This window comes from Xanthomonas sp. LMC-A-07 (assembly GCF_030208825.1).
Classification (GTDB): domain Bacteria; phylum Pseudomonadota; class Gammaproteobacteria; order Xanthomonadales; family Xanthomonadaceae; genus Xanthomonas; species Xanthomonas campestris.
Genome location: NZ_JARVTF010000003.1, coordinates 184,843 through 209,528, shown reverse-complemented (window position 1 = coordinate 209,528; position 24,686 = coordinate 184,843). Strand labels below are relative to the sequence as shown.

Below are 24,686 nucleotides of genomic sequence, written 5' to 3'. Positions count from 1 at the left end.
CTTGCGCCGATGCTGTCGCTGCACACGTCAAGGCGGTGGCAATGCGCTGTCCTATGCGCTGCGGCAGTACCAGTCCCAGATCACGCCGGGCAGATGCGCCTGCAGTGGCAGCTCCAGTGCGCGGTAGCCATCCAGCACATCGCGCAGCATCTGTTGCGTTGCGGTGGGCCCGGTGACGCCGTCGAGCTCCTCCTGGCTCAACTGCACCAGTGACCAGTCGTACAGGCGATCGATCCGCTGGGCCATTGCCGCCTGCAGCCATGCCTGTAGCGCGAACACGCGATACCCCTGCTGTTCCAGCTGCGCCACTGCCACCTCGAGTGCCTGCCCCACACCGCGAAACCATTCGGTGTGCCCGCCCGCCGCGCTGCGAATCGCCATTGGCGCCGGTGCGTTGTGCTCACCTAGGGGCCGGCGCAGTTGCAGCTCCAGATCCCGCGCATCGCGTTCGCGCTCGGCTTCCACCAGCACGCCGCGCTCCAGGTCGAAGAACGCAAACCAGCGCGGATGCAGGCTGCTGATGCGGCCCAATGGGTCGCGCGAAAAGCCGATCTTGCAATGGTCTTCCCACTGGCAAGGGAACACATAGGTGAAGCAGCGGCCGTCGATGGCCACCTTGCCACGGCGCAGTTGCGCGCTCATTGGCCTGCCTTGCGCTGCGCCTGCGACGCAAGCGATTGATGATCCTCAACCGGCGGCTCCCAACCGAACACGCTGCGCCCGCCATAGCGGTGCGCATCCACGCGTTCCTGCGCGATATACGCTTCCACCGAAGGGCCGCGTGCGCTGGCTTCCAGCCGACGTGCCTGCGCATCCAGCCGCGCAATCGCCTGCAGCCGCTCCTCGTTGCCAAGCCGGGCCTGCTGCATCGCCTGCTTGAGCACGCCGATGGTGTGATCGAACACACGCGTGGGCACCGGAAACGGATGCCGGTCCTTGCCGCCGTGGGCAAGCGAAAACCGCGCCGGGTCACTGAAACGACACGGTGTGCCATGCAACACCTCGGCCACCATCGCCAGCGAACGCACGGTGCGCGCCCCCACGCCCGGCACCTGCAACAGTGCGGTGAAATCGGTGGGGCCGCACTCGGCCGCAGCCGCCAGGCTGGCGTGTAGCCGGCGGGTGATCACGTTCTCGCTGCGCACGTCGTGATGGTCGGGCATGCTCAGATGCGGTTGCTGCGCGGGATCCCAGCCCTGGCCTGCAAACAGGTCACCGGTGACCGGTGCTTGCGCCACAGCAGGCGCAACCGGCGCCTGCGCGGCGTCGATGCGCTGCCATTCGCGGGCAAGGCGATCCGGCGCCAGCGTCTGCAACAACACTACCTGCGCCTCACGCGCGGCAGCGGCGCGATGGTCGGCCAGGTTGACGATGTTGCCCTGCTGCGGCCCATCGATCGCCGCGTGCGGCGCATCCACAAAACTGCTCAGCCCTTCCGACAACCAGTGATAGCGGCGTGCCTGCTTGCGTTGCCCGTTCATGCCTTGCTGCACCACCACCCAGCGCCCCTCGTCGCTGACAACAAAACTGTGCAGATACAGATCAAAGCCATCCTGCACCGCGGCGCTGTCCACCTTGGCGACCAGGCGGCTGGCACGTGCCAGCGCAGCGCCATCCAGCCCCACGCCATCGCCCACTGCCAGCAACTCGGCAGGCGTTGCGCGCGAATGCCGACCACGCCCACCGCAGACATGAATGCCCAGCTCGCCAGACAACGGCGTCAGCCCACGCTTGAGTGCGCCCATCACGCTGGTGGTGATGCCGGAGGAATGCCAGTCCATCCCCATCACCGCGCCGAAGGACTGAAACCAGAACGGATGCGCAAGCCGCCGCAACAATTCATCGCGCCCATACGTGTGCACGATGGCCTCGCACATCACAGTGCCCAGCCGCGTCATCCGCTCGCCCAACCAGCGCGGTACCCGCCCACCATGCAGCGGAAGATCGGCACTGCCGCCGCGCCGGCTCATTGCAACCTCGTCATCATCTGCACAGGATACCGAGACCGCTGTCGCACGCCCTGCGATTGGCGTGGAGCGCCACACTGCGCAGCTGACGAGTTCAGTTCCAGTCTCTTTCATGTGCAATGCAAACGGCGAGCTCGGCCTGCCGCCAGTTGCACGTTGCGTTGCACAGTTCAGCGTCAAACATCGCACCGATGTGAACACCACCACCGCATTGCGTACACCCTGCGTTGACCGCCGCGCGGTCAAGGTGAAGGCCCTCTCAGCCATCGCCACGGGGCTCGCATGAATGCCACTCCCGCCGCAGCCCGTGACACGGCACCGGCCACCGCCACCACTGTTGCACCCACCTACCCGGTGACGCTGCGCATCAATGGTCAGCCTTATCAACTGCAGCTCGAAGCCTGGGTCAGCCTGCTCGACCTGCTGCGCGATCGTCTCGATCTCACCGGCACCAAGAAGGGCTGCGACCACGGTCAATGCGGCGCCTGCACGGTATTGGTCGATGGCCGTCGCATCAACAGCTGCCTCACCCTGGCGGTGATGCAGGACGGTGCGGATATCACCACCGTCGAAGGCCTGGCCGAAGGCGAACAGCTGCATCCGCTGCAACGCGCCTTCATTGCCCACGATGCATTTCAGTGCGGCTATTGCACACCCGGGCAGTTGTGTTCAGCGGTGGGCCTGATCAACGAAGGCCAGGCGCGCGATCGTGATCAGGTGCGCGAATTGATGAGCGGCAACATCTGCCGCTGTGGCGCCTATCCACAGATCACCGATGCGGTGATGGAAGTACTGGGCACACCCTCGGACAGCAGCGAGTCGGCCGACACCCCGTGGACCCCAGGGACGGTGCCGGCATGATTCCGCTCAGCTACGCACGCCCGGAGAGCGTGGACGCGGCAGTCGGTGCGATCGCCACGCGCAGCACTGATCCGCAGCCAGTCCCGTCCGAAGCGCCGGTACGCCTGATCGCCGGCGGCACCAATCTCACCGACTTGATGAAGCTGCAGCTGATGCGGCCTAGCCAGCTGGTGGACATCAACCGCCTGCCATTGGGCGAGATCACCACCAACGAGGCGGGCGGTCTGCGTCTGGGCGCGCTCGCACGCAATGCCGACACCGCCTATCACCCCGAAGTTGAGGCACGCTACCCGTTGCTGAGCGCGGCGATTTTGGCCGGCGCCTCGCCACAGATCCGCAACATGGCCAGCAACGGCGGCAACCTGCTGCAGCGCACCCGCTGCGTGTACTTCTACGACCGCGCCACGCCGTGCAACAAGCGTGCGCCCGGCACCGGCTGTTCGGCAATTGGTGGCCTGACCAAATACCACGCCATCCTGGGCGCCAGTGCGCACTGCATTGCCACGCATCCTTCCGACATGTGCGTGGCGCTGGCGGCGCTGGATGCGGTGGTACACGTGCAAGGCCCCAATGGCGCGCGCGACATCGCCTTTGCCGATTTCCATCGCCTGCCTGGCGAGCACCCAGAGCGCGATAGCACGCTGCAGCCGGACGAACTCATCGTGCATATCGATCTACCGGATGCACAGCGCTTCGTGGCGCACAGTGCCTACCTCAAGATCCGCGAGCGGCTGTCCTATGCCTTTGCGCTGGCATCGGTCGCCGCGGCGCTGGATCTTGCCGACGATGGCAGCATCCGCGCCGTGCGCGTGGCGCTGGGCGGCGTGGCGCACAAGCCCTGGCGCTTGCCGGAGGCCGAAGCGCGCGTGGTTGGCATGCCGGCGACGCCGCACACCTTTGCGCAACTGGCCGATGCCCTGCTACAGGGCGCGCAATCGCAGGGCGAGAACGCCTTCAAGATTCCGCTGGCACACCGCACCATCGTGCGCGCACTCGACGTCGCGCGCGAAGGCACCATCGACAACCGCGGGCGCACCAGCGCGCTGGAGGACTCCCCATGAACGCACGCCCCGACGAGCTCATTGCACCGGTCGCCGACCCTGGCACCGGGCACCGCCCCACCGGCACCGGCATGCCGCGCATCGATGGGCGCGCCAAGGTCACCGGTCAGGCGCGCTATGCGGCCGAATGGCCGGTGCCCGACCTGGCGTATGGGGTGGTGGTCAACAGCAGCATTGCCAAGGGCCGCATCGTCGCCTTCGACCTGGAGGCCGCACGCGCGGTGCCCGGCGTACTGGAAATCGTGACCCACGAAAACCGCCCGCACATGCGCGGCATGGACCTGTTCTACAAGGACATGACCGCACCGGCCGGCTCGCCGTTCCGGCCGCTGTACGACAACGCCATTCTGTACAGCGGCCAGCCGATCGCGCTGGTGGTGGCAGAAACCTTCGAGGCCGCGCGCCATGCCGCGCATCTGGTCCAGGTGGAGTACGCCAGCGAGCCGCACGACACCAACCTGATGGCCAACCTGGGCCGCATGCACAAACCCAAGCCGCTCAAGGCCGGCTTTTCGCCCCCGCCCAAGGACAAGGGCGAACCGGACACGGCGTTCGTCAATGCCGCGCACCAGATCCAGGCCGACTATTACAGCGCGGTGGAACACCACAACCCGATGGAGCTGTTCGCCTCCACGGTGATCCGCGATGCGGAAGGCCACTTCACCATCTACGACAAGACCCAGGGCTCGCAGAACAGCCGCTGGTATGTCTCGCACGTGTTCGGGCTGAGCAAGCAGAAGGTCACCGTGCGCAACCCGTATGTGGGTGGTGCGTTTGGCTCCGGCCTGCGCCCGCAATACCAGTTGGCACTGGCGGTGATGGCCTCGATCCTGCTGGATCGCTCGGTGCGTGTGGTGCTGACGCGGCAACAGATGTTCACCTTCGGCCACCGCCCGGAAACGGTGCAACGGCTCAAGCTCGGTGCCGATCGCGACGGCACGCTGCGCGCGATCTGGCATGAAGCCATCGCCGAAACGTCGCGTATCGAGGATTACGTGGAGGTGGTGGTCAACTGGAGCGGGCAGCTGTACGCCTGCGATAACGTGCACCTGGGCTACAACCTGGTGAGCCTGGATCAGTACACCCCCATCGATATGCGCGCGCCCGGCGCTGCGCACGGCGTGCATGCGCTGGAAGTGGCGATGGACGAGCTGTCCTACGAGATCGGCATGGATCCGCTCGCCTTGCGCTTGAAGAACTACGCCGAGGTCAATCCCGCCGATGACAAGCCCTATTCCAGCAAGGCCTTGCGCGAGTGTTACCAGCAAGGCGCAGAGCGCTTCGGCTGGGCGCAGCGGCCGCTGCAGCCGCGGGCACGCAAGGAGGGGCGCGAATGGGTTGGCTGGGGCATGGCCACCGGGCAATGGGATGCGATGCAGATGTTTGCGCGTGCCCACGCGGTGCTGCATGCCGACGGCCGCCTGGTGGTGAGCAGCGCCGCCAGCGATATCGGCACCGGCACCTACACGGTGATGGCGATGATTGCCGCCGAAGCGCTGGGCCTGCCGATGGAGCAGGTCACCTTTCAGCTGGGCGATTCCACCTTGCCGGTCGCACCGATCGAAGGCGGCTCTTCGCATGTCACCACGATCGGCTCGGCGGTGGATGGTGCCTGCGCCAAGCTGCGCAAGCGGCTGTTGCGGCTTGCGCAGGCAATGCCGGATTCACGCTTTGCCAAGGCCAAGCCGGACGATGTGGTGTTCGCCAATGGCACGCTCGCACTGCGCGCCGACAGCAGCAGCGCCATTGCCCTCACCCAGGTGTTGGCAGAGGCCAAGCTCGATCACATCGAAGACAAGTTCCTGCTGTTGCCCAACGTGCTCAAGCAGCGCAAATACACCCGTGCCACCCACAGCGCGGTGTTTGTGGAAGTGCGCGTGGACGAGGAACTGGGCACGGTGCGCGTCACCCGCGTGGTGAGCGCCATTGCGGCCGGGCGCATCCTCAACCCCACCACGGCACGCAGCCAGATCATCGGCGGCGTGGTGTGGGGCATCGGCGAGGCCCTGCACGAGCAGACCCAGTCCGACCACCGCTTCGGCCGCTTCATGAACCATGACCTGGCCATGTACCACGTCTCCGCCAACGCAGACATCCACGACATCGAGGTGATCTTCGCCGACGAGGATGACCGCGTGGTCAGCAGCCTGGGCGCGAAAGGCGTGGGCGAGATTGGCCTGGTGGGCGTGTCGGCTGCAGTGTGCAATGCCATCTTTCATGCCACCGGCAAGCGCGTGCGCAGCACCCCGATGACGCCCGATAAGGTGATGGCAGATTGACGCAGCCGCTTGCCGGCAGCAGCTTGTTGTCAGTAGCTGAGTTGTAGTGGAAGGGCTCTGCAGAAATGCAGAGCCCTTCTTGCATGCCCTGCAGGCTCAAGGCATCACTAGAGATGGCTTAGCCTCGTCATCCAGCTACGTCCGCGCCGATGCGTCTGCGCCGCATAAGGGCGGCCCGGCACCACCAAGCTGAGCACACCGCTTCGGCAGCCCACACGGCAGTGAGCTAACCGGCGGTCGGTGAGTGCTATCTACCCCAAGCAAGCCCAGACGTAGCGCGCTGGATATGACCACAACTCACGATCGGGACGTCCGATCCGGGATCGCGAGCGTTGGCAGTCATGGATCAGCCAGGGAGGCCGCGCCATTCGAACCTGGCTGTACCGCCAGACGTAGCGCGTCCTTCGCCTACCCTGGCGCCCACGCCTGAAGGCAACAGCAAGCCCTTACCAGATCACCACGCGGTCTTTCTCGCCGCGCACCATTGGGTCACCTGCCTTGCACGCGAAAGCGCTAGCGAATTGCGGCATGTTCGAAGGAGCTGCAATGGCTCTCACTTTGGCTGGGGCATGCGGGTCGGCAGCCAATTGAACCAGCTGCCGTTCCTCACGCGTGAGCCAGCGCCAATTCCGGGCGAAGGCAAGGAAGAAGCGCTGATCCGGGGTGTAGCCATCTACTGTGACTGCATGCTCCGGATGCTTGCGCAGGTTGGCTTGCAATGCATCGTAGGCAACGTTGAGTCCGCCAAGATCCGCGATGTTCTCGCCCAGGGTCAGCTTGCCGTTGACGTGCAACTCGGGATGGTCCGCTAGCGGCACATAGGCATTGAACTGCTTGACCAAACCTTCAGCGCGCTGCTCGAACGCAGTGCGATCTACCGGTGTCCACCAATTGGCATTGTTGCCCGCCCCGTCAAATTGACTGCCTTGGTCATCGAAGCCATGCGTCGCCTCGTGGCCCATGAGCGAACCGATCGCTCCATAGTTCAGCGCATCATCCGCTGTGGCATCGAAAAACGGAGGTTGCAGAACGGCTGCAGGAAAATTGATCGAATTGTCACTTGGGGAATAGAACGCATTGACTGTCTGCGGCGTCGTGATCCAGCGCTTGCGATCGGTTGGCTTGCCGACCTGATCGATGTTGTAGCGGTAGTTGAACTTGGCCGCTGCTTGCACATTCCGGTAGTAAGCGCCCGGCGTGAGATCGAGCCCTGACCAATCACGCCACGTGTCCGGGTACCCGATGCGCGGCAGCAAGGTGTCCCATTTCGCCAGCGCCTTCGCCTTGGTCTGCTCACTCATCCATGCGACATGCGTGATACGCACCTTGAGCGCGGCACGAATGTTGTCGACCAGCTCAGCTGCGTGTTGCTTCGCCTCCGGCGTGAAGACCTTTGCGACATACAGTTGGCCCAGGCCCTCCCCCATGGCATCGTTCACCACGCCCAGCACGCTTTTCCAGCGGGGATCCGGTTGTGGCTGCCCAGTCAGGACCTTTCCATAAAACGCGAAGTTGTTGTCGACAAACGCCTTGCTGAGCTGCTTGGATGCGTCATCAATCGCATGAAAGCTCAGATAGGCCTGCCACTGGGCCACCGGCGCCGTGGCCAATTCATGGTCGAATGCAGCAAAAAATTTCGGCTGCGATAAAGAGAAGCCGGGTCCCACGTCCACGTCTTGGGTTCGAAAGAACGTGGTCCAAGAAAAATGTGGGGTTGCTTTATCCGCCTCAGCCAGGCTGACGAAGTGATACCCCTTCTTGGGGTCCCGCTGCTCAACCGGCGCTAACGACGCAGCAGCCAAGCGGGTCTCAAGTGCAAGAACAGCTTTCGCCTGTGCCTCTGCGACATCCGCAGACACGCCAGTGAGTTCGAAGGACTTGGCGATATAGGCCAGATACGCTTTGCGCACAGCGGCGTGGTCTGGGGCGCTGTAGTAATCCTTGCTCGGGAGCGCCAAGCCGCCCTCATCTGCGAACGCAATCTGCATGTTTGCATTGCGGAAGTCGGATTGCGCGCTGAACTTGAATACCTGCGCGTCCCCCTCGGCGTGGCGTTGCATGATGTAAGAGGCGACATCCTTCGCGGAAGAAAGCGCGGCAATGGCCTCCAGCTGCGGACGAATCGGTTGCGCGCCAGCGGCCTCGATGGCTGCCTCGTCCATTCCGGAGGCATAGAGAAGCCCAAGCTTACGGGCGACCACGTCCCCCTGACCATCAGTCTGCTTGGCAGCTTGTTCGACGATGTCGCGCTGGGTCGAGAGAGTTTTCTCCATCAACCCAGGAACCACGCCCCAACTGCTTCGGTCTGGCGGAATAGAATTCGCCTTCTCCCAACTGCCATTCACGAACCCATAGAAGTTCTGGCATGCCTCGACTGCGGAACCGAGTTCGCTGATATCGAAAGTGGATTTCGGAACGACAGGAGGCGTCGAAGACACCGCCGTCGGTGCATGACCAGACGCACTGTCATCAGATACACGCTTACACCCTGATAACGCTGCAACCACGGCAAAAGCCACTAGTGAAGTCTTGGCCAGCATCGTTAATTCCATCGGAATGTATGAAGAAATATCTTAGGTGCACACGGCAGGGCGTGCCCCCGCGCTGAGCTTTATTGAGGATCTAGTTCAGCTATCTCGATATACAGACACTGCGATCCTGGCGCGCGAAAGCAAGGCACAAAGCGTTCTGTTCGGGAATCAGACCACACCGCTTACAGGCCCAGAGACGTTGGGCTACGTTCGCGCAGCGATGTCGCCCAAAACGTTGACTGGCTGCCAGCAGGTCAAAAAGTCCAGCGATTTGTTACACACACGCGCATTAAGAGCAGCTATCAAAACCACTGCGCAGCCGCCATACGGCGCGGCCGGTGCTCGGAATCGGCATGTACCCACGTACATTCCGGTTCCTCCGCGCCGTCCGCACCCACCTGACGACTGCTCGCTACGTTTTGTTAGCCGCTCTAAGCATGCGGTCGCGCCGGGCAGTTGTCCTCGGTGCTACAGACACCTGCGTCGGAAGGATTCGGCGGGCAATGCGTGGTGATGGCCCCGTTTCTTTCATGCGGCGGCTGCTGGCATTGCGAGCGCAAGGAAGCTATGGGCATACGAGTTGCGAAATGAATATAGGCGCGCGGAACGGCTTCGCTTTAAATTCGCGGATCGTTCGGAGCACTTAACACTTATGCAGAAAGAATCGCGCCCTCCGCCTAGCGCAGCATCTGCACGACTCCCGCGCTACGCCTGACGCGAAGCAAAGTATGGCCATGTCGATGTTTCGCTGCGCACCTTCCAGTGTGTCTACTTCGGCCCAACTGCCAAGCGCCACAGCGCCCACGTGACTGCACCGCCATGCGGAGCCGCCGTGATCGCACGGCTTCACATCCACGGCACCTGACGCTCACACATCGCTGCCGGCACGCGCGGTGAGATAGGTCCATGCCGTGTGCTCCCGCAGCCATCGCGCCGTCTTGCGGCACGCAGCTGACGTACCCGCAACGCAGCACCGGCCTTCGTTCCCCCACCCGGAGCCGCACCATGACCGATCACGACGACCCCACCCATTCCCCCGCCCGCCGCCGCGCCATTGGCGCGCTCGGTACCGGGCTTGCCGCTGGCGGCGGCGCGCTGCTCTCCGCAGGTGCGTCGGCACAAACGGGCACCGCGGCTGCCGGCGGTGCGAGCCGCCCACCGATGCAGGACCCGCGCACGCAGTATCCGCAGCCGCCGTTCGCAACCCCGCAACAGGAGTGGCCGGGGTTGGCCTCCAAGATGGTGCCGCGCCCGGACCATGGCGAAACCAGCTACGTCGGTTCGGGCCGGCTCACCGGACGCAAGGCGTTGATCACCGGTGGCGACTCGGGCATCGGCCGCGCTGCGGCTATCGCCTACGCACGCGAGGGCGCCGATGTCGCCATCAACTATCTGCCGCAGGAAGAATCCGATGCGCGCGAAGTCGTCGCACTGATTCGCGCCGCCGGCCGCAAGGCGGTGGCCATTCCCGGCGACCTGCGCAGCGGCGCGTTCTGCAAGCAACTGGTGGACACCGCCGTGCAGCAACTGGGCGGGCTGGACATCCTGGTCAACAACGCCGCGCGCCAGACCGCGCAGAAATCCATCCTGGACATCGACGACCAGCAATTCGACGACACCCTCAAGACCAATCTGTACGCCCTGTTCTGGGTGACGCGCGCGGCGGTGCCGCACCTCAAGCCAGGCGCGGCCATCATCAGCACCAGCTCGATCGTGGCCGACGACCCGCCCGAAGCCCTGCTCGACTACGGCATCACGAAGGGCGGCATCGTCACCTTCACCAAGGCCTTGGCCAAGCAGCTCGCGCCGAAGGGCATCCGCGTCAACGCAGTTGCGCCCGGCCCGTACTGGACCCCGCTGCAGCCCAGCGGCGGCCAGTTCCCCGACAAGCTCAAGACCTTCGGCAGCGACAGCCCGACCGGCCGCCCAGGCCAACCGGCAGAGATCGCGCCGATCTATGTGCTACTCGCCTCCCAGGAATCCAGCTTCACCACCGGCAGCATCTTCAGCAGTGTGGGCGGGCGCGGCAACGTGGGCTGACGTCGGTTGCACGGCCATGCACCGCTCGCCTTGTACAGGTGCATGGCTAAGAGCAGCGATCAAAACGACTGCGCAGCCGCCAGGCGGGCGTGGCCTGTGCTCGGAATCGGCATGTCCCCCCGTACATTCCGGTTCCTCCGCGCCGTCCGCACCCACCTGGCGACTGCTCGCTACGTTTTGTTAACCGCTCTAAAGCCGCAGGCCATGACGCACGGAGTGGCTGGTGCGTGCACGCACGCGACCAGTCGGCGACTGCAAAAAGTTCGTAGGAGCGCGCCTGAGCGCGACGTGGCGTTACACGGGGCCCAATAGCGATGAGCATCCGGCGACCAGACCACCAAGCTCACGACGCTTCAGTATCAACACGGTTTGCCAGCACACAAAAACAGCACATCACCAGCGCACACCACGCAACGCCATACATCAACGACGCGCCGCTGGCCTGTATCACCCCATGCAACTAGCGCGTCTTCAAGATACTGATCTCGCCCGAGGTCTCCAGGATCGCCAGTTCGATGTTGGCATCGTCGCGGCAATCGGCCTTGCGCTTGGCCACTTCAAAATCGGCGTAGCTGACGTTGCGGTGCACCAGCTCCTTCCAGAAAACTTCGCCGTTGCGCGCAAGCACGGCGGGGGTGCCCTGCACCCAGGTATCCAGCCGGCGGCTGCGTGCGGTGGCCACGCCTACCAGCCAGTTGAGCAGCAGCAATGTGGCGGCCAGGATCAGCCCGCCCAACAGCGAGACGTCTTCGCCAATCAATGAGTTCTGCACCGCGGTACCCAGCAGCACGATCACCAGCACGTCGAATGGCGTGGACTGGCCCACCGCGCGCTTGCCGGTGATGCGCGTGAGCAGCAACACCACCGTGTACACCGCCACCGCGCGCAGGATGAACTCCCACCACGGCATGCCCAGATGCATCATTTCGTAGAACCGCACGCGTGTTTCGGTGTCCATCTCACTGCGCCCATGGCTGTTGCGATCAGGCACGCACGCTAGAGCCAGGGCGGTGAAAACACCGTGCTGTGCGGTTGCGCCAACGGCCGCGTTGCAACCGGCGCACGCGGGGCAGCGAACACAACTGCAGCCGCACTCAACTGCGCGCGGCGGGCTTCTTGCGCGCCGGGCGCCGTGGCGTCGCTGGGGCTTGCGGTGCACGCACACCGGCCGTGGCCAGCGCCATGGTGATGAGTCCGGCAATGAGGCGCCGCAGCACCGCTGCGTTATCGGTTGAGGCCTTCAGGCTGGTGGTGGCCAGGCGCAGGATGTACGCCAGGTCGGCCGCGGGCATCGCGCTGTCGGCACCCATCTGCGGGCGCAGCACCTGCACCAGTTTTGTTTCCATGTGGCTGTAGAGATCGTCCAGTGCACCGGGCGCATACACGCCGCAATTACTGATCAGATCGATGCCGTTCGCCGAGTCGATCACCGCGGCCACCGGCTCCAGTACCCAAATATCGAACAGGTGCTGCAGCTGCGTGCGCAGGTCCTGGTCGCTGCGCACGCGGCGTTCGGTCTCGGCAACGCACAGCATGCGCTGGCGCTGCACCTGCGCGGCAAAGACCGATTCCTTGTTGGCGAACGCGGCATACAGCGACGGCCGTGACATCTGTGCCGCTTCGGCGATGTCGCTCATGCTCACCTTGCGGTAGCCATGGCGCAGGAACAGCTGCAGCGCCGCGTCCATGATGCGCGCCTGCTTGCTGTCCAACGCGGCGTCAGCCTGCGCAGGCACGGGGGCGGATGACTTTACACTTGACATTATCTGTAAATAGGTAAACCTTACACGTTCCGCAGATTGTAAAGCACCCAGCCCGCCATGACCTCCACTGCCGACACCCTCGCTCCTACGCCCCGCACCACGCGTGCCTATGCCGCCCTCGAAAAAGAAGGCGCAATGGTGCCGTGGCAGTTCGAACGCCGCGCCGTGCGGCCCAACGACATCGCCGTCAAGGTGCAGTACTGCGGCGTGTGCCATTCAGATCTGCACTCGGTCAATCACTGGGCCAGCGAATACCCGCTGGTGCCGGGCCACGAAATCGTCGGTGAGGTGATCGAGCTGGGGGCCGAGGTCACCGGCTTCTCGATCGGGCAGCAGGTGATGATCGGCACCATCGTCGATTCGTGCCGGCAATGCCCACCCTGCGAAGCGCACATGGAGGTGTACTGCCGCGAGTTCCCCACCCTGACCTTCGATGGCGTGGACCGCGTCGATGGCAGCCGTACCCGCGGCGGCTACTCGGAGCACTACGTGTCCGATGCGCGCTTTGTGTACCCGTTGCCCGACGGCCTGGACCCGGCCGCGGCAGCACCGCTGCTGTGCGCAGGCATCACTACGTTCTCGCCGCTGCACCACTACCGCATCGGCCCCGGCCACACGGTGGGCGTGGTGGGCATCGGCGGCCTGGGCCATCTCGGCATCAAGTTCGCCCGCGCGATGGGCGCGCATGTGGTGGCGTTCACCACCTCGCCGAAGAAGGCCGCCGAAGCGCAGCGCCTGGGCGCGCACGAAGTGGTGCTTTCCACCGACGCGGCGCAAATGCAGGCGCAGGCCTTCCGCTTCGATTTCATCCTGGACACCGTCTCGCAACGCTACCCGATGGACGACATGCTCAAGGCGCTGAACCTGGATGGCACGCTGTGCGCGCTGGGCCTGCCCGACCAACTGGATTTCCGCCCGGTCATGCTGGCGATGGGCCGGCGCAAGATCACCAGCTCCGGCACCGGCGGCACGGCCGACACCGCCACCATGCTGGCGTTCTGCCAGCAGCACGGCATCGTGGCCGACGTGGAAGTGATCCGCATGCAGGACGTCAACGACGCCTTCGCCCGCCTGCAGAAAAACGATGTGCATTATCGCTTCGTGGTGGATATGGCGGCATCGGCCTTGTAACGCGTGTGGCGCGCGCGCAGTTCACGGCGCGCGCCCCCGCAAGACCACAGCCAGCAAAAAACGAATGTGCGGATGGCCCGAAGCCCACGGTGCAAATGCGAACGCGGCACGTGCGCCCGGGCTTGGCGATCCTGTAGCGTGGGCTGACACCGCCGAACACCGCCTCCATGCCCGCACGCACCACTCGACGTCAGCTCCTGCAAGGCGCCGCCAGCCTGGCCCTGCTCGCGCGCATTCCCGCTGGCTGGGCAGTGCCCGCGTCTCCGTCCCGCGCGCCTGGCTTTATCGATGCATTGATTGCCCGCATGAGCGTGGAGGAGAAAGCCGGCCAGCTCAGCCTGTTTAGCTCGGCGCGGCAAGACAGCAAGGCGGTCGTCGCCAACCCGCTGGACCGCACTGCCGATGGCAGCGCGCAACTGGCCGCGGCCCGGGCCGGGCGGCTGACCGGTGTGTTCAACGGCTCCAACGTGCGCTGGCATCGCCAACTGCAGCAGGCGGCCATGCAAAGCCGGTTGCGGATTCCGCTATTGTTCGCCGCCGACGTGATCCACGGCTATACCACCGTGTTTCCGGTGCCGCTGGCCGAAGCGGCCAGCTTCGAGCCGGAGCTGGCACGGCGCACCGCGCGTGCCGCCGCCATGGAGGCCACCGCTGTGGGCATCGACTGGACCTTTGCGCCCATGGTGGATATCGCCCGCGATGCGCGTTGGGGCCGTGGTGTGGAAGGCGCGGGCGAAGACGTGCTGCTGGCGCGGCAGTTTGCGCAGGCGCGCGTGCGCGGCTTCCAGGGCGATGCGGGGCTGGCGCATGCCGAGGCGATGGCGGCCTGCCCGAAACACTTCGCCGCGTACGGCGCGGCCGAGGGCGGGCTGGATTACAACCGCGTGGACGTCTCCGAACGCACGCTGCGCGAGGTGTATTTCCCGCCGTTCCAGGCCGCGTTCGCTGCCGGCGCGGTCACCACCATGGCCGCCTTCAACGAACTGTCCGGCATTCCGGCCACCGCCAATGCATGGCTACTGGACACGCTGCTGCGCCGGGAGTGGGACTACCCCGGCCTGGTGGTGTCCGACTTCCAGGCCGACGAGGAACTGATCGCGCACGGCGTTGCGACCGATGCGCGCGACGCGGCCCGGCTGGCCTTTCTGGCCGGGGTGGACATCAGCATGGAAAGCGGCCTGTATCTGCAGCACCTGCCGGCACTGGTGGCCGCAGGCGATGTGCCAATGGCGCGGCTGGATGCCTCGGTGCGCCGGGTGCTGGCATTCAAGGCGGCGTTGGGGTTGTTCGACGATCCGTTCCGCCGGCTTGGCGCCGCCGGTGCGCAATCACGGCAACGCCGCAGCGACACCCTGGCACTGGCGCACGAAGCCGCCTGCAAATCGGTGGTGCTGCTGAAGAACGATGGCGCGCTGCTGCCGTTGCAGCGCAGCGGCCAGCGCATTGCGCTGATCGGGCCCATGGCGCGCGACTGGATCAATCACGCCGGGCCGTGGAGCCTGTTCGACGAAGAGGACAAGGGCAACACGCTGGCCGCCGCACTGGCCGCTGCGTTGCAGGATCCGCAGGCGCTGCAGGTGGTGGACGGCTGCGACTTCGACCAGGCAGTGCAAGGCGGTGTGCAAGCCGCGGTGGCGGCCGCCAGTCGCGCCGATGTAGCGGTGCTGGCGATCGGTGAACCGATGACGTATTCGGGCGAGGCGCAATCACGCAGCGAGATCAGCATCCCCGAGGCGCAGCAGCAACTGGTGGCCGCAGTGGTCGCCACCGGCACGCCGGTCGTGGTGGTGTTGAGCACCGGTCGCGCGCTTGCGCTGGAAGGCGCGCTACTCGCCTGCCCGGCGATCCTGGTCACTTGGTTCCTGGGCTCGGCGGCGGGCGTGGCCATGGCCGACATCCTGTTGGGCACACAGGCACCCTCTGGCCGGTTGCCGGTGAGTTTCCCGCATGCGCCCGGGCAGCTGCCCTACACCTATGCCCACCCGCCTACCGGCCGCCCCAACCCGCAGCCGGATGTCCTGGAGCCGTACACCACCCACTACCGTACTGCGCCCAACAGCGCGCTGTTCGCTTTCGGCCACGGGCTCACCTATGGCCGCATCGAGTACAGCGCATTGGCGCTGAGCGATGCACGCCTTGCCGCCAACGGCAGCCTGCGCATCAGCGCGCGCATCCACAACCGCGGCGGCCGCGATGCGGAAGAAGTGGTGCAGCTGTATGTGCGCGACCGCGTGGCCAGCGTGACCCGGCCGGTGCGCGAGCTGAAGGACTTCCGCAAGGTTGCCGTGCCTGCCGGTGGCAGCACGCCGGTGGAGTTCGTACTGCGCCGGGACGATTTGCGGTTCATTGGCCAGGCGATGACGCCAACGGTGGAGCCCGGCATGTTCGATCTCTGGCTGGCGCCCTCTGCCGAAGCGGCAGGCGTCACGGCGAGCTTTGAACTGCTGGCGTGAGGTGGCGTGCGATTGCGCGTGCCGCGCCCTGTTCTATCGGCTAGTCCCAAAGCTCAAAAACTGCGCCGTGCAACCGGGCACTGCGCGCCCTGATGCACGGCACCACGCGCATCAGTAATCCTCGCAACGCCTGCAGTCACCCCTTCAATACCTCGGCCAGGAATGGCGCGGTGCGGCTGCCGCGATGCGCCGCCACCTGCGCCGGTGTGCCGGCCACCACCACGTTGCCGCCGTTGCCGCCGGCGCCCGGGCCCATGTCCAGCACCCAATCGCTGCTGGCAGCCACGCGCATGTCGTGCTCCACCACGATCACCGTATTGCCCGCATCCACCAGGCCCTGCAACTGCAGCATCAAGGTGTCCACATCGGCCGGATGCAGCCCGGTGGTGGGTTCGTCCAGCACATAGACGGTGTCGCGGCGCTGCGCACGTTGCAACTCGGTCGCCAGCTTGATGCGCTGCGCCTCACCACCGGACAACTCGGTGGCCGGCTGGCCCAGGCGCAGATAACCCAGCCCCACTTCGCGCAACACCTGCAGCGGCCGCAACACGCTCGCATCATCTGCGAAGAACGCAGCGGCCTGGTCCACCGTCATCGCCAGCACCTGCGCGATGGTGTGCTCGCGCAGCGTGATTTCCAGGGTCTTGGCGTTGTAGCGCGCACCGTGGCAGGTGGGGCACGGCGCATAGACACTCGGCATGAACAGCAGTTCCACGTACACCGAGCCCTCGCCCTCGCAGGTGGCGCAGCGCCCCTTGGCCACGTTGAACGAAAACTGCCCCGGGTCGTACCGACGGCGACGTGCTGCGGGCGTGGCGGCAAACAATTTGCGCACCGGATCGAACAGGCCGGTGTAGGTGGCCAGGTTGGAGCGCGGTGTGCGGCCAATCGGCTTCTGGTCCACGCGCACCAGCCGGCGCACATGCTCCAGCCCGGCCACGATCGCGCCGCCCAACGGAATCTGCGCATCGCGCTCGAGTGGGTCCAGCGCGTCGTCGTCATCGGCGTGCGGCTGGCCCAGGTGCGCAGCCAGCAATTCCACCAGCGCCTGGCTCACCAGCGATGATTTGCCGGAGCCGGACACACCGGTCACGGTGGTGAACACGCCCAGCGGCAGGTCCACATCCAGCGCCTGCACGTTATTGCGGGTGATGCGGCGCAGCTGCAGCCAGGCGGTGGGCGTGCGTGCGTGGCTGTGCACCGGTGGCGGCGTGCCGAACAAATAGCGCCGCGTGGAAGACGCCTGCACCTGCGCCAATCCGTCTGGCGGGCCGCTGTAAAGCACCTGCCCGCCATGCACGCCGGCGGCCGGGCCCACGTCCACGATCCAGTCCGCATGACGGATCACATCCACCTCGTGTTCCACCACGAATACCGAATTACCCGCCGCCTTGAGCTGATCCAGTGCGCCGAGCAAGGCCTGCGCATCGGCCGGATGCAGGCCGGCCGAGGGTTCGTCCATCACGTACACCACGCCGAACAATTGCGAACGGATCTGCGTGGCCAGGCGCAGGCGCTGCAACTCGCCCGGCGACAGCGTGGGCGTGCTGCGCTCCAAGGTGAGATACCCCAGGCCCAGCGCCTGCACCACCGCGATGCGCGCGCGCAGGTCTTCGGCGATACGTTGCGCGGCGATTACCTGTTCGGGATGTTCGGCTGCGGCCCCGCGCTTACGTTTGCCCTGCGCGGCCTGCGTGGCGGGTGTGGCTTCGGCGGCAGGGCGCAGCAGCTCGGCCACCTCATCCAGCGGGCGCTGCGACAACGCGCCGATATCCAGCCCGGCAAAGGTCACCGACAACGCCTCGCGGCGCAGCCGCTTGCCATCGCACTGCGGGCACTGCGTGCTGATCAGATACTGCGCCACGCGCTTTTTCATCTGCGCGCTCTGCGTGCTGGCAAAGGTGTGCAGCACGTAGCGCCGCGCACTGGTGAAGGTGCCCATGTAGCTGGGTTCTTCCTTGCGCTTGAGCGCGCGCCTGACCTCGTCCAGGTCGTAGCCGGCGTACACCGGCGCCACCGGCTGCTCGTCGGTGTAGAGAATCCAGTCGCGCGTTTTCTTCGGCAACTTGGCCCATGGCACGTCCACATCAATCCCGAGCGTGGTCAGGATGTCGCGCTGGTTCTGCCCATGCCACGCACCCGGCCAGGCGGCCACCGCGCGCTCGCGGATGCTCAGGCTGCGGTCCGGCACCATGCTGGCCTCGGTGGCGTCGTAGATACGCCCCAGGCCGTGGCAGGTGGGGCAGGCACCGGCCGGCGTGTTCGGCGAAAACCCATCCGCATAGATGATCTCCTGCCCCGGCGGGTACTGGCCGGCGCGCGAATACAGCATGCGCAGCGAGTTGGAGATGGTGGTCACGCTGCCCACCGAGGAGCGCGCACTCGGCGCGCCGCGCGCTTGCTGCAGTGCCACCGCCGGCGGCAGGCCGTCGATGGCATCCACCTCGGGCACGCCCACCTGGTCGATCAGGCGCCGCGCATACGGCGAGATCGAATCCAGATAGCGCCGCTGCGCTTCGGCAAACAGGGTGCCGAAGGCCAGCGACGACTTGCCCGAGCCGGACACGCCGGTAAACACCACCAGCGCATCGCGCGGGATATCCACGTCCACGTTCTTGAGGTTGTGCTCGCGCGCACCACGCACGCGCACCAGGCCGGGGACAGGAGAAGACGCTGAGCTGGACATGACACCAAACCGACAACTGGACAGTGCGCCAGCCTAGCGCGCCACACATGCAGCGCGCGTCAGCGCTTGTGCCCGATCCATCGTGATTGCACCGCTGCGCCGGTCAGGCCACCGCGTGCGCAGGCACGGTGTCGATGGAGCTGTCGGCCAATGCCTGCATGCGCGCCACCACGCCGCTGAACAGGCGCGCGGTGGCCGCCTCGCGGGTGCGGAAGATCTCTTCCAGCGCAGCGTAGTACCACAGCGTGCCATCGCGCCCGGCGGTGAACACGTTGAAGATGTCCTGGCCCACGTCGGGGTTTTCAAGGTCCTGCACGATGGTACGGGCGTTGTAGAGCTTGTCGCAGCCGGACACCAGCAATGCGCGCTCGGGCGTCTTGCGCAGATGCGCCAGGTAGGACTGCTTGCGCTCGCGCCAGTCGCGCTTGCGGGCGCTGGCGGTGTTGTCCACGTCGGCCTTGTCCTCGGCGGTGGCGTCGGTGCAGGCCATCACGATATCGGCCACCGCATCGCCGAACTGCGCGCGAATCGAGCCCTCATGGCCGCCGCCGCAGTCTTCCACCACATCGTGCAGCAGGCCGGCGATGGCCTGGTCCTCGTCACCGCCGCATTCCAGCACCAGCGTGGACACGCCAAGTAAATGGCTCAGGTACGGGATCTGCGTGCCCTTGCGCAGCTGCCCGGCGTGGGCAATGCGGGCGTAATCCACGGCTTGGGCATAACGTTCGGTGAGCGCGGTCATGGGGCGTCCAATCCTGAAGATGGCGGCAGTATCGCCGAGCGCGACGGCAGCGGTGGTGATGGCCTGCAACATCGTCCCTCAAAGACACCGCCGTGCGGCCGATAGGACTAGGGTTGTCTGTCACTGCACGATTGCTCGCCGATGCCTACTCTCCCCGTTTGCCGCGCCTGCCGCGATGGCCAGGACTTTCCCACCGCCATCACGATGGCCTTTCAACCCATTGTCGATGTGGCCACGCGCCGCATCTACGCCGGCGAAGCGCTGGTGCGCGGCGTCGACGGCGCCTCGGCCGCGAGCATTCTCGGCGCGGTGGACGAGCGCAACCGCTACGCGTTCGACCAAGCCTGCCGGATCAAGGCGATCGAATGCGCCGCGGCAATTGCGTTGCCGGCGCTGCTGTCGATCAACTTCATGCCCAACGCGGTGTACAACCCCGAGCACTGCCTGCGCGCCACGCTGGAGGCCACCGAGCACTATCAGTGGCCGCTGCACAGCATCATTTTCGAGGTGAGCGAGCAGGAGCACATGGCCGACCCGGCGCATCTGCTCGGCATCCTGCGCGCCTACCAGGCACGCGGCCTGAAGACCGCCATCGACGATTTCGGTGCGGGCTATGCCGGGCTCGGCCTGCTGGCCGATTTCCAGCCAGACCTGCTCAAGCTCGACATCGCCCTGGTCCGCGGCATCCACACCGACCGCAGCCGCCAGGCGATCGTGCGGCACGTCACCCGCATGTGCGAAGAACTCGGCATCGCCGTCATCGCCGAAGGCATCGAAGAAGCCGACGAATACCGCACCCTGCGCGACTTAGGCATCCACCTGCAGCAAGGCTATTTGTTCGCCCGCCCGCAACTGCGCGCCCTGCCCCCGGTGCATTGGCCGGACTGAGGTGCAAGCGCGGGTGACGCGACCTGCGCATGCGGCGCATGAGTCACTCGGGCGGCCCACGATCATCGATGCGTGACTGCGTGCGCGCAGCGTGTCAGTTAATGCGGCTAGAGAAGCCGCACGTACCCGCAGAGAGAAGACGCGGCGCAATCAGCGTGACTCCGTCAGCACGGAGCAGTGAAACGCGGAGATACCCCACCGCAAGCCACGCCCTTCCGATTCCCCACTCCCGATTCCCCATTCCCAGCGGCGCAACGCGCCGCTCACACATACCGCGGAATCGGCCCCAGCTGTGGCGTTTGCTCGGGCAACTCCACTTCCAGCTCATCCTCGTAGCACCAGCCCCAGCCTTCCGGTGGGTCGTAGCCTTCGATGATGGGGTGGCCGGTGGTGTGGAAGTGCGCGCTGGCGTGGCGATTGGGCGAATCGTCGCAGCAGCCCACGTGCCCGCACTCGCGGCACAGGCGCAGATGCACCCACACACTGCCGCTGGCCAGGCACTCTTCGCAGCCGCGTGCGCTGGGGGTGACGTGGTGGATGTGGCTGAGGTGCGTGCACTGGCTCATGAGGTCGCGGACTCCTGCGTGGCGTTGGCAAGTTCGGAGACGGCCACCGGCGTGGCCTGGTGTGCCAAGAACTGATGGATCTGCGCGACCACCGCGGCACCCTCGCCCACGGCGGCGGCCACGCGCTTGACCGAACCGGCGCGCACATCGCCAATGGCGAACACGCCACGGCGGTTGGTCTCCAGCGGCAGGCACGGTGGCAAGCCTTCGGCGCGCACGCTGCCGGTGACCACGAAGCCATGCGCATCGGTCTCCACGCATTGCTGTAGCCACCCGGTGTTGGGGTCGGCGCCCACGAACAGGAACAGGTGGCGCAGCTCCAGCCGTTGGGTCTGGCCATCGGCACGCGTGCGCAGCACCGCTGCCTGCAGACCGCGCTCCGGGTCGCCTTCCAGCGCGGCCACTTCGGTGCCGGTGTGCAACGTCACGTTGGGCAGCGCGGCGATGCGTTCGATCAGGTATTGCGACATCGACGCTTCCAGGCCCTCGCCACGGATGATCAAGTGCAGTTCCTTCACCCGCGGCGCCAGGAACGCCACTGCCTGCCCGGCGGAATTGCCGCCACCGACCAGCGCCACCACGCCGCCCTCGCACAGGCGTGCTTCCACCGGCGAGGCCCAGTACGAGACGCCGTGGCCTTCGAAGCGGTCCAGCTGGTCGATCTGCGGCCGCCGGTAACGTGCGCCGGAGGCGATCACCACCGTGCTGGCCTGCAGCTGTTTGCCATCGGCCAGATCCAGCCGCAACGCCCCGTCTTCGCGCCCGCATTCCAGCGTGGCCGCTTCCAGCGGAATGGCCAGCTCTGCACCGAATTTGAGCGCCTGGTTGTAGGCGCGCCCGGCCAGCGCCTGGCCTGAAATACCGGTGGGAAAGCCCAGGTAATTTTCGATCCGTGCCGACGCGCCGGCCTGCCCGCCAATGGCGCGCTGGTCCAGCACGATCACCGACAGGCCTTCGGAGGCGGCATACACCGCGGTGGCCAGGCCCGCCGGGCCGGCGCCGACAATCGCCACGTCGTAGCGGTGATCCGGGTCGATGTCGGGCGTCATGCCCAGGCAATGCGCGGCTTCGGCATCGCTGGGCTGGCGCAGCACGCGCCCGCTGGGGCACACCATCACCGGCAGGTCCTGTTCCTGGATGCCCAGCCGCTCCACCAGCGCGCGGCCGTCCTCGTCGGACACATCCATCACCGTGTTGGGATAGCCGTTGCGGGTGAGAAAGCCCTGCAGCCGGGTCAGGTGCGGGTCGTCGGGTTCGCCGATCAGCACCGAGCCGGAGGCATCGCCTTCGATCAGCCCCACGCGGCGCAGGATCAGCGCGCGCATCACCACCTCGCCCACTTCGGCCGAGCTGATCATCAGCGCGCGCAGATGCGCGGTGTCGAACGGCAACGCCAGGCAGCCGTGCTCGCCCGCGCGCCCGGCGGCGAGCGACGCGCGCCCGGCCAGCTGGCTCACTTCGCCGGTGAACTGCCCCGGCGTATGCAAGGTGATGGGTTTTTCGTTGCCCAGACCATCGCGACGCACCACCTCGATGGCGCCTTCCAGCACCACCCAGACCGGCGCGTGCGCATCGCCCACGTCGAACACCATCTCGCCGGCGTCGAAGCGCCGCGGCGGGCCGCTGGCAAAGCGCCGGGTGATGGCAAGTTGCGCCGTATCCAGCTCGGGAAACATCTGATGGTGACGGGTGTCAGCCAGGCTCATGGAGCGGCGGTATCGGGTGGGGGAAGTGCATGCAAGCATGGCCAGACGTGATGGCGATGGCAATCACCCGAAATAGGCAGCGTGCGGGCGCAGGCAGCCAGTGCAACTGCGCGGTGTTCGCGGCCGCTGCGCAGTGCCTTGCGAGGTATGCACGCACGTGCCGCGTACGTGTTCAGTCCGTTTGCGTGGGTGCTTCCCAGTGCGGCCCGTGCTGACCGGCGGCCATGCGCGCGGGCGGGCGCACCCGGAACACCACGCTGATGCGCTCGCCGAGCGCGCGCGTGGTCTTGGGAATACCGTGCTCATGCGTCAGCTGCGAGGCATGGCTCATCGCCAACAAGCTGCCGGGCGCCAGCTCCAACGCGATCGCGCGCGTGTCACCCTGCTTGGCCCGCAGTTGCATCCGCCGCGGCGTGCCCAGCGACAGCAACGCAATCGGGTGCGGTGCCAGCAGCGTGTGCAGCTTGTCGTGGTGCATGGCCACGCTGTCGCGGCCGTCGCGGTACAGGTTCAAGCCCACTGCGTTGTACGGTGCCGGCAGCTGAGCCTGCACCGCGGCCAGCAAGGCCTGCAGCGGCAGGCCCGGCGGCAGTGGCGCATCCAGGCGGTACGAAGCCAGCAGGCGCGGCACATCCACCACGCGGTCGTACATCGTGCGCTGGTGGCGCTGCCAGTCCGCGCCGTCGCGCAATGCCGCGAATGCGGCCTGCGCCACGGCGGGCATCAGTAGCTGCGGCCAATAGCGCACACCGCCTTCGGCATCGTCCAGCACCTGCAGCGGCGCGAGCGGTGTATCGAACAAATCCATAGCGCTCAGATGGGGATGGCGGCGGTGATTTTCAGCACTGGATGCTGATGACGTCGCACAACTTTTGCCACGGGTGCGGTGCCGGTTGGCTTCACGCAGCGGTACGCAAATGGCCGCGTGCCATTCACAGGCCAGCATCAAGCATGGACGCTTCTAAGACCCAGGAGCCTCCGCATGCATCGCACACATCCTGCCCACGTGGTGATTTCCGGCGCGTCCAGCGGCATCGGCCAGGCCACCGCCGAAGCGTTTGCCGAACGCGGCGCGAGTCTGGTGCTGGCAGCGCGTGGCGAAGAGGCACTGCAACATGTCGCCGAGCGCTGCCGTGCACACGGCGCCGAGGTGCTGGTGGTGCCCACCGACGTCAAACAGGCCGATCAGGTGCAGGCGCTGGCCACCAGCGCGCGCAGTTTTCTGGGCCGCATCGATCTGTGGTTCGGCAATGTCGGCGTGGGTGCGGTGGGCACCTTCCACGAGGTGCCCATCGAAGCGAGCACGGCGGTGGTGCAGGCCAACCTGATCGGGCGCATGCACGATGCGCATGCCGCCATTCCCATCTTTGTCGAACAAGGCCATGGCGTGTTCGTCAACATGATCTCGCTGGGCGGATTTGCCGCCACGCCCTACGCCGCCGCCTACAGCGCCAGCAAGTTCGGCCAGCGCGGGTTTTCCGAAGCATTACGCGCCGAATTGATCGATCACCCCAAGGTGCATGTCTGCGATGTGTACCCGTACTTTGTCGACACGCCGGGGCTGTCGCACGGTGCCAACTACATGGGCCGCCGCGTCACCGGCCCGCCGATGATGCTGGACACGCGCACCGTGGCGCAGGCGGTGGTGCGGCTGCTCGATCGCCCGCGCAATACCGTGGTGATCGGCCCGGCCGTGCAGGCCATGCGGGTTGGCCATGCGTTGGCACCCAATCTGTTCGCACGTACGATGAGCCGGTTCTTTCAGCGTTACTTCGCGCAAGCACCGCGCGTGGGCCGCTCCAGCGGCAATGTGTTTGGCCCACCTGCCATCGCCGGCGGTATCGATGGCGGTTTCCGCCGTCGCCCGGCCGTGCGCGCACGTGCAGGGCGCAACACCTTGGTCATCGGCGCGGCAGTGGCAGCGCTGGCAACCGTGGCGGTGCTGGCCGCGAAGCGCGCGCGTTGATGCACGTCCACGTGGACAGCGGGCGTGCAGGTGCGCAGTGGCGGAC

Annotated in this window: 18 protein-coding genes and 2 other RNA genes; 10 read left to right on the top strand and 10 right to left on the bottom strand. The window is 66.0% G+C overall.

Features of this window, described 5'->3' with window-relative positions; translation table 11 throughout:
• Nucleotides 1-51: 51 nt before the first annotated feature.
• Entirely contained in the window at nt 52-642 is a 591-nt protein-coding gene (locus QRM89_RS02745) for a GIY-YIG nuclease family protein (protein ID WP_119960042.1), read from the bottom strand.
• The gene (locus QRM89_RS02740) at nt 639-1,970 is read right to left on the bottom strand and encodes a DUF763 domain-containing protein (protein ID WP_285447229.1); all 1,332 of its coding nucleotides are present in this window, start codon (nt 1,968-1,970) and stop codon (nt 639-641) included. Before QRM89_RS02740 ends, QRM89_RS02745 begins: the two co-directional genes overlap by 4 nt.
• Nucleotides 1,971-2,249: 279 nt before the next feature.
• Here QRM89_RS02740 and QRM89_RS02735 point away from each other — a divergent pair, with 279 nt between their 5' ends.
• The 3 genes from QRM89_RS02735 to QRM89_RS02725 are packed head-to-tail and all read left to right on the top strand — an operon-like array spanning nt 2,250 to nt 6,168.
• Nucleotides 2,250-2,828, top strand: coding sequence for a 2Fe-2S iron-sulfur cluster-binding protein (locus tag QRM89_RS02735; RefSeq protein WP_115572652.1), 579 nt, complete (start codon nt 2,250-2,252; stop codon nt 2,826-2,828).
• Nucleotides 2,801-3,889 carry a xanthine dehydrogenase family protein subunit M gene (locus QRM89_RS02730; RefSeq protein WP_285447228.1) on the top strand — a complete coding sequence of 363 codons (1,089 nt, stop codon included), beginning with the start codon at nt 2,801-2,803 and terminating at the stop codon, nt 3,887-3,889. Before QRM89_RS02735 ends, QRM89_RS02730 begins: the two co-directional genes overlap by 28 nt.
• Nucleotides 3,886-6,168 carry a xanthine dehydrogenase family protein molybdopterin-binding subunit gene (locus QRM89_RS02725; RefSeq protein ID WP_228417973.1) on the top strand — a complete coding sequence of 761 codons (2,283 nt, stop codon included), beginning with the start codon at nt 3,886-3,888 and terminating at the stop codon, nt 6,166-6,168. Before QRM89_RS02730 ends, QRM89_RS02725 begins: the two co-directional genes overlap by 4 nt.
• Nucleotides 6,169-6,614: 446 nt before the next feature.
• Here QRM89_RS02725 and QRM89_RS02720 read toward each other — a convergent pair whose 3' ends face one another.
• Nucleotides 6,615-8,708 carry a M13 family metallopeptidase gene (locus QRM89_RS02720; protein WP_285447227.1) on the bottom strand — a complete coding sequence of 698 codons (2,094 nt, stop codon included), beginning with the start codon at nt 8,706-8,708 and terminating at the stop codon, nt 6,615-6,617.
• Nucleotides 8,709-9,052: 344 nt separating this feature from the next.
• On the opposite strand from QRM89_RS02720, the gene QRM89_RS02715 reads away from it, so the two are divergent.
• The 3 genes from QRM89_RS02715 to QRM89_RS02705 all read left to right on the top strand — a co-directional run bounded on the left by QRM89_RS02715 (nt 9,053) and on the right by QRM89_RS02705 (nt 10,925).
• Nucleotides 9,053-9,127: non-coding RNA, sX9 sRNA (locus QRM89_RS02715), on the top strand.
• A 733-nt stretch (nt 9,128-9,860) separates the two neighbouring features.
• On the top strand, nt 9,861-10,739 hold the full coding sequence (locus tag QRM89_RS02710; RefSeq protein ID WP_164496934.1) for an SDR family oxidoreductase: 879 nt from the start codon (nt 9,861-9,863) through the stop codon (nt 10,737-10,739).
• Between the two features lie 111 nt (nt 10,740-10,850).
• A non-coding RNA gene (locus QRM89_RS02705) (sX9 sRNA) lies at nt 10,851-10,925 on the top strand.
• A 274-nt stretch (nt 10,926-11,199) separates the two neighbouring features.
• Here the strand turns inward: QRM89_RS02705 and QRM89_RS02700 are convergent.
• Together QRM89_RS02700 and QRM89_RS02695 are read right to left on the bottom strand one after the other, a co-directional pair.
• Nucleotides 11,200-11,697 (bottom strand): YetF domain-containing protein, encoded by a 498-nt coding sequence (locus QRM89_RS02700; RefSeq protein WP_103701066.1) that lies wholly within the window; start codon nt 11,695-11,697, stop codon nt 11,200-11,202.
• Nucleotides 11,698-11,833: 136 nt separating this feature from the next.
• Nucleotides 11,834-12,475, bottom strand: coding sequence for a TetR/AcrR family transcriptional regulator (locus tag QRM89_RS02695; RefSeq protein ID WP_285447226.1), 642 nt, complete (start codon nt 12,473-12,475; stop codon nt 11,834-11,836).
• A gap of 84 nt (nt 12,476-12,559) precedes the next feature.
• On the opposite strand from QRM89_RS02695, the gene QRM89_RS02690 reads away from it, so the two are divergent.
• Both QRM89_RS02690 and QRM89_RS02685 read left to right on the top strand, forming a co-directional pair.
• Nucleotides 12,560-13,633: an NAD(P)-dependent alcohol dehydrogenase gene (locus QRM89_RS02690; RefSeq protein WP_285447225.1), complete on the top strand. Its 1,074-nt coding sequence runs from the start codon at nt 12,560-12,562 to the stop codon at nt 13,631-13,633.
• Nucleotides 13,634-13,800: 167 nt separating this feature from the next.
• Nucleotides 13,801-16,086, top strand: coding sequence for a glycoside hydrolase family 3 N-terminal domain-containing protein (locus tag QRM89_RS02685; protein WP_285447224.1), 2,286 nt, complete (start codon nt 13,801-13,803; stop codon nt 16,084-16,086).
• Nucleotides 16,087-16,222: 136 nt separating this feature from the next.
• Here the strand turns inward: QRM89_RS02685 and QRM89_RS02680 are convergent, their stop codons facing one another.
• Nucleotides 16,223-18,772 carry an excinuclease ABC subunit UvrA gene (locus QRM89_RS02680; RefSeq protein ID WP_285447223.1) on the bottom strand — a complete coding sequence of 850 codons (2,550 nt, stop codon included), beginning with the start codon at nt 18,770-18,772 and terminating at the stop codon, nt 16,223-16,225.
• 103 nt (nt 18,773-18,875) lie between these two features.
• Nucleotides 18,876-19,514, bottom strand: a complete 639-nt coding sequence (locus QRM89_RS02675) for an HD domain-containing protein (protein WP_050911904.1) — start codon at nt 19,512-19,514, stop codon at nt 18,876-18,878.
• A 141-nt stretch (nt 19,515-19,655) separates the two neighbouring features.
• Between QRM89_RS02675 and QRM89_RS02670 the strand changes: the two genes are divergently transcribed.
• On the top strand, nt 19,656-20,402 hold the full coding sequence (locus QRM89_RS02670) for an EAL domain-containing protein (RefSeq protein ID WP_076039390.1): 747 nt from the start codon (nt 19,656-19,658) through the stop codon (nt 20,400-20,402).
• Between the two features lie 263 nt (nt 20,403-20,665).
• Here QRM89_RS02670 and QRM89_RS02665 read toward each other — a convergent pair whose 3' ends face one another.
• The 3 genes from QRM89_RS02665 to QRM89_RS02655 form a co-directional block, all read right to left on the bottom strand.
• Nucleotides 20,666-20,968: a UBP-type zinc finger domain-containing protein gene (locus QRM89_RS02665; RefSeq protein ID WP_115529973.1), complete on the bottom strand. Its 303-nt coding sequence runs from the start codon at nt 20,966-20,968 to the stop codon at nt 20,666-20,668.
• Nucleotides 20,965-22,674: an FAD-dependent oxidoreductase gene (locus QRM89_RS02660; protein ID WP_011269944.1), complete on the bottom strand. Its 1,710-nt coding sequence runs from the start codon at nt 22,672-22,674 to the stop codon at nt 20,965-20,967. The genes QRM89_RS02665 and QRM89_RS02660 overlap by 4 nt, the downstream gene beginning before the upstream one ends.
• A 172-nt stretch (nt 22,675-22,846) precedes the next feature.
• Nucleotides 22,847-23,482, bottom strand: coding sequence for an alpha-ketoglutarate-dependent dioxygenase AlkB (locus QRM89_RS02655; RefSeq protein ID WP_285447222.1), 636 nt, complete (start codon nt 23,480-23,482; stop codon nt 22,847-22,849).
• 174 nt (nt 23,483-23,656) lie between these two features.
• Here QRM89_RS02655 and QRM89_RS02650 point away from each other — a divergent pair, with 174 nt between their 5' ends.
• Complete coding sequence (locus tag QRM89_RS02650) at nt 23,657-24,640, top strand: SDR family oxidoreductase (RefSeq protein WP_285447221.1); 984 nt, start codon at nt 23,657-23,659, stop codon at nt 24,638-24,640.
• The last annotated feature ends 46 nt before the right edge of the window (nt 24,641-24,686 follow it).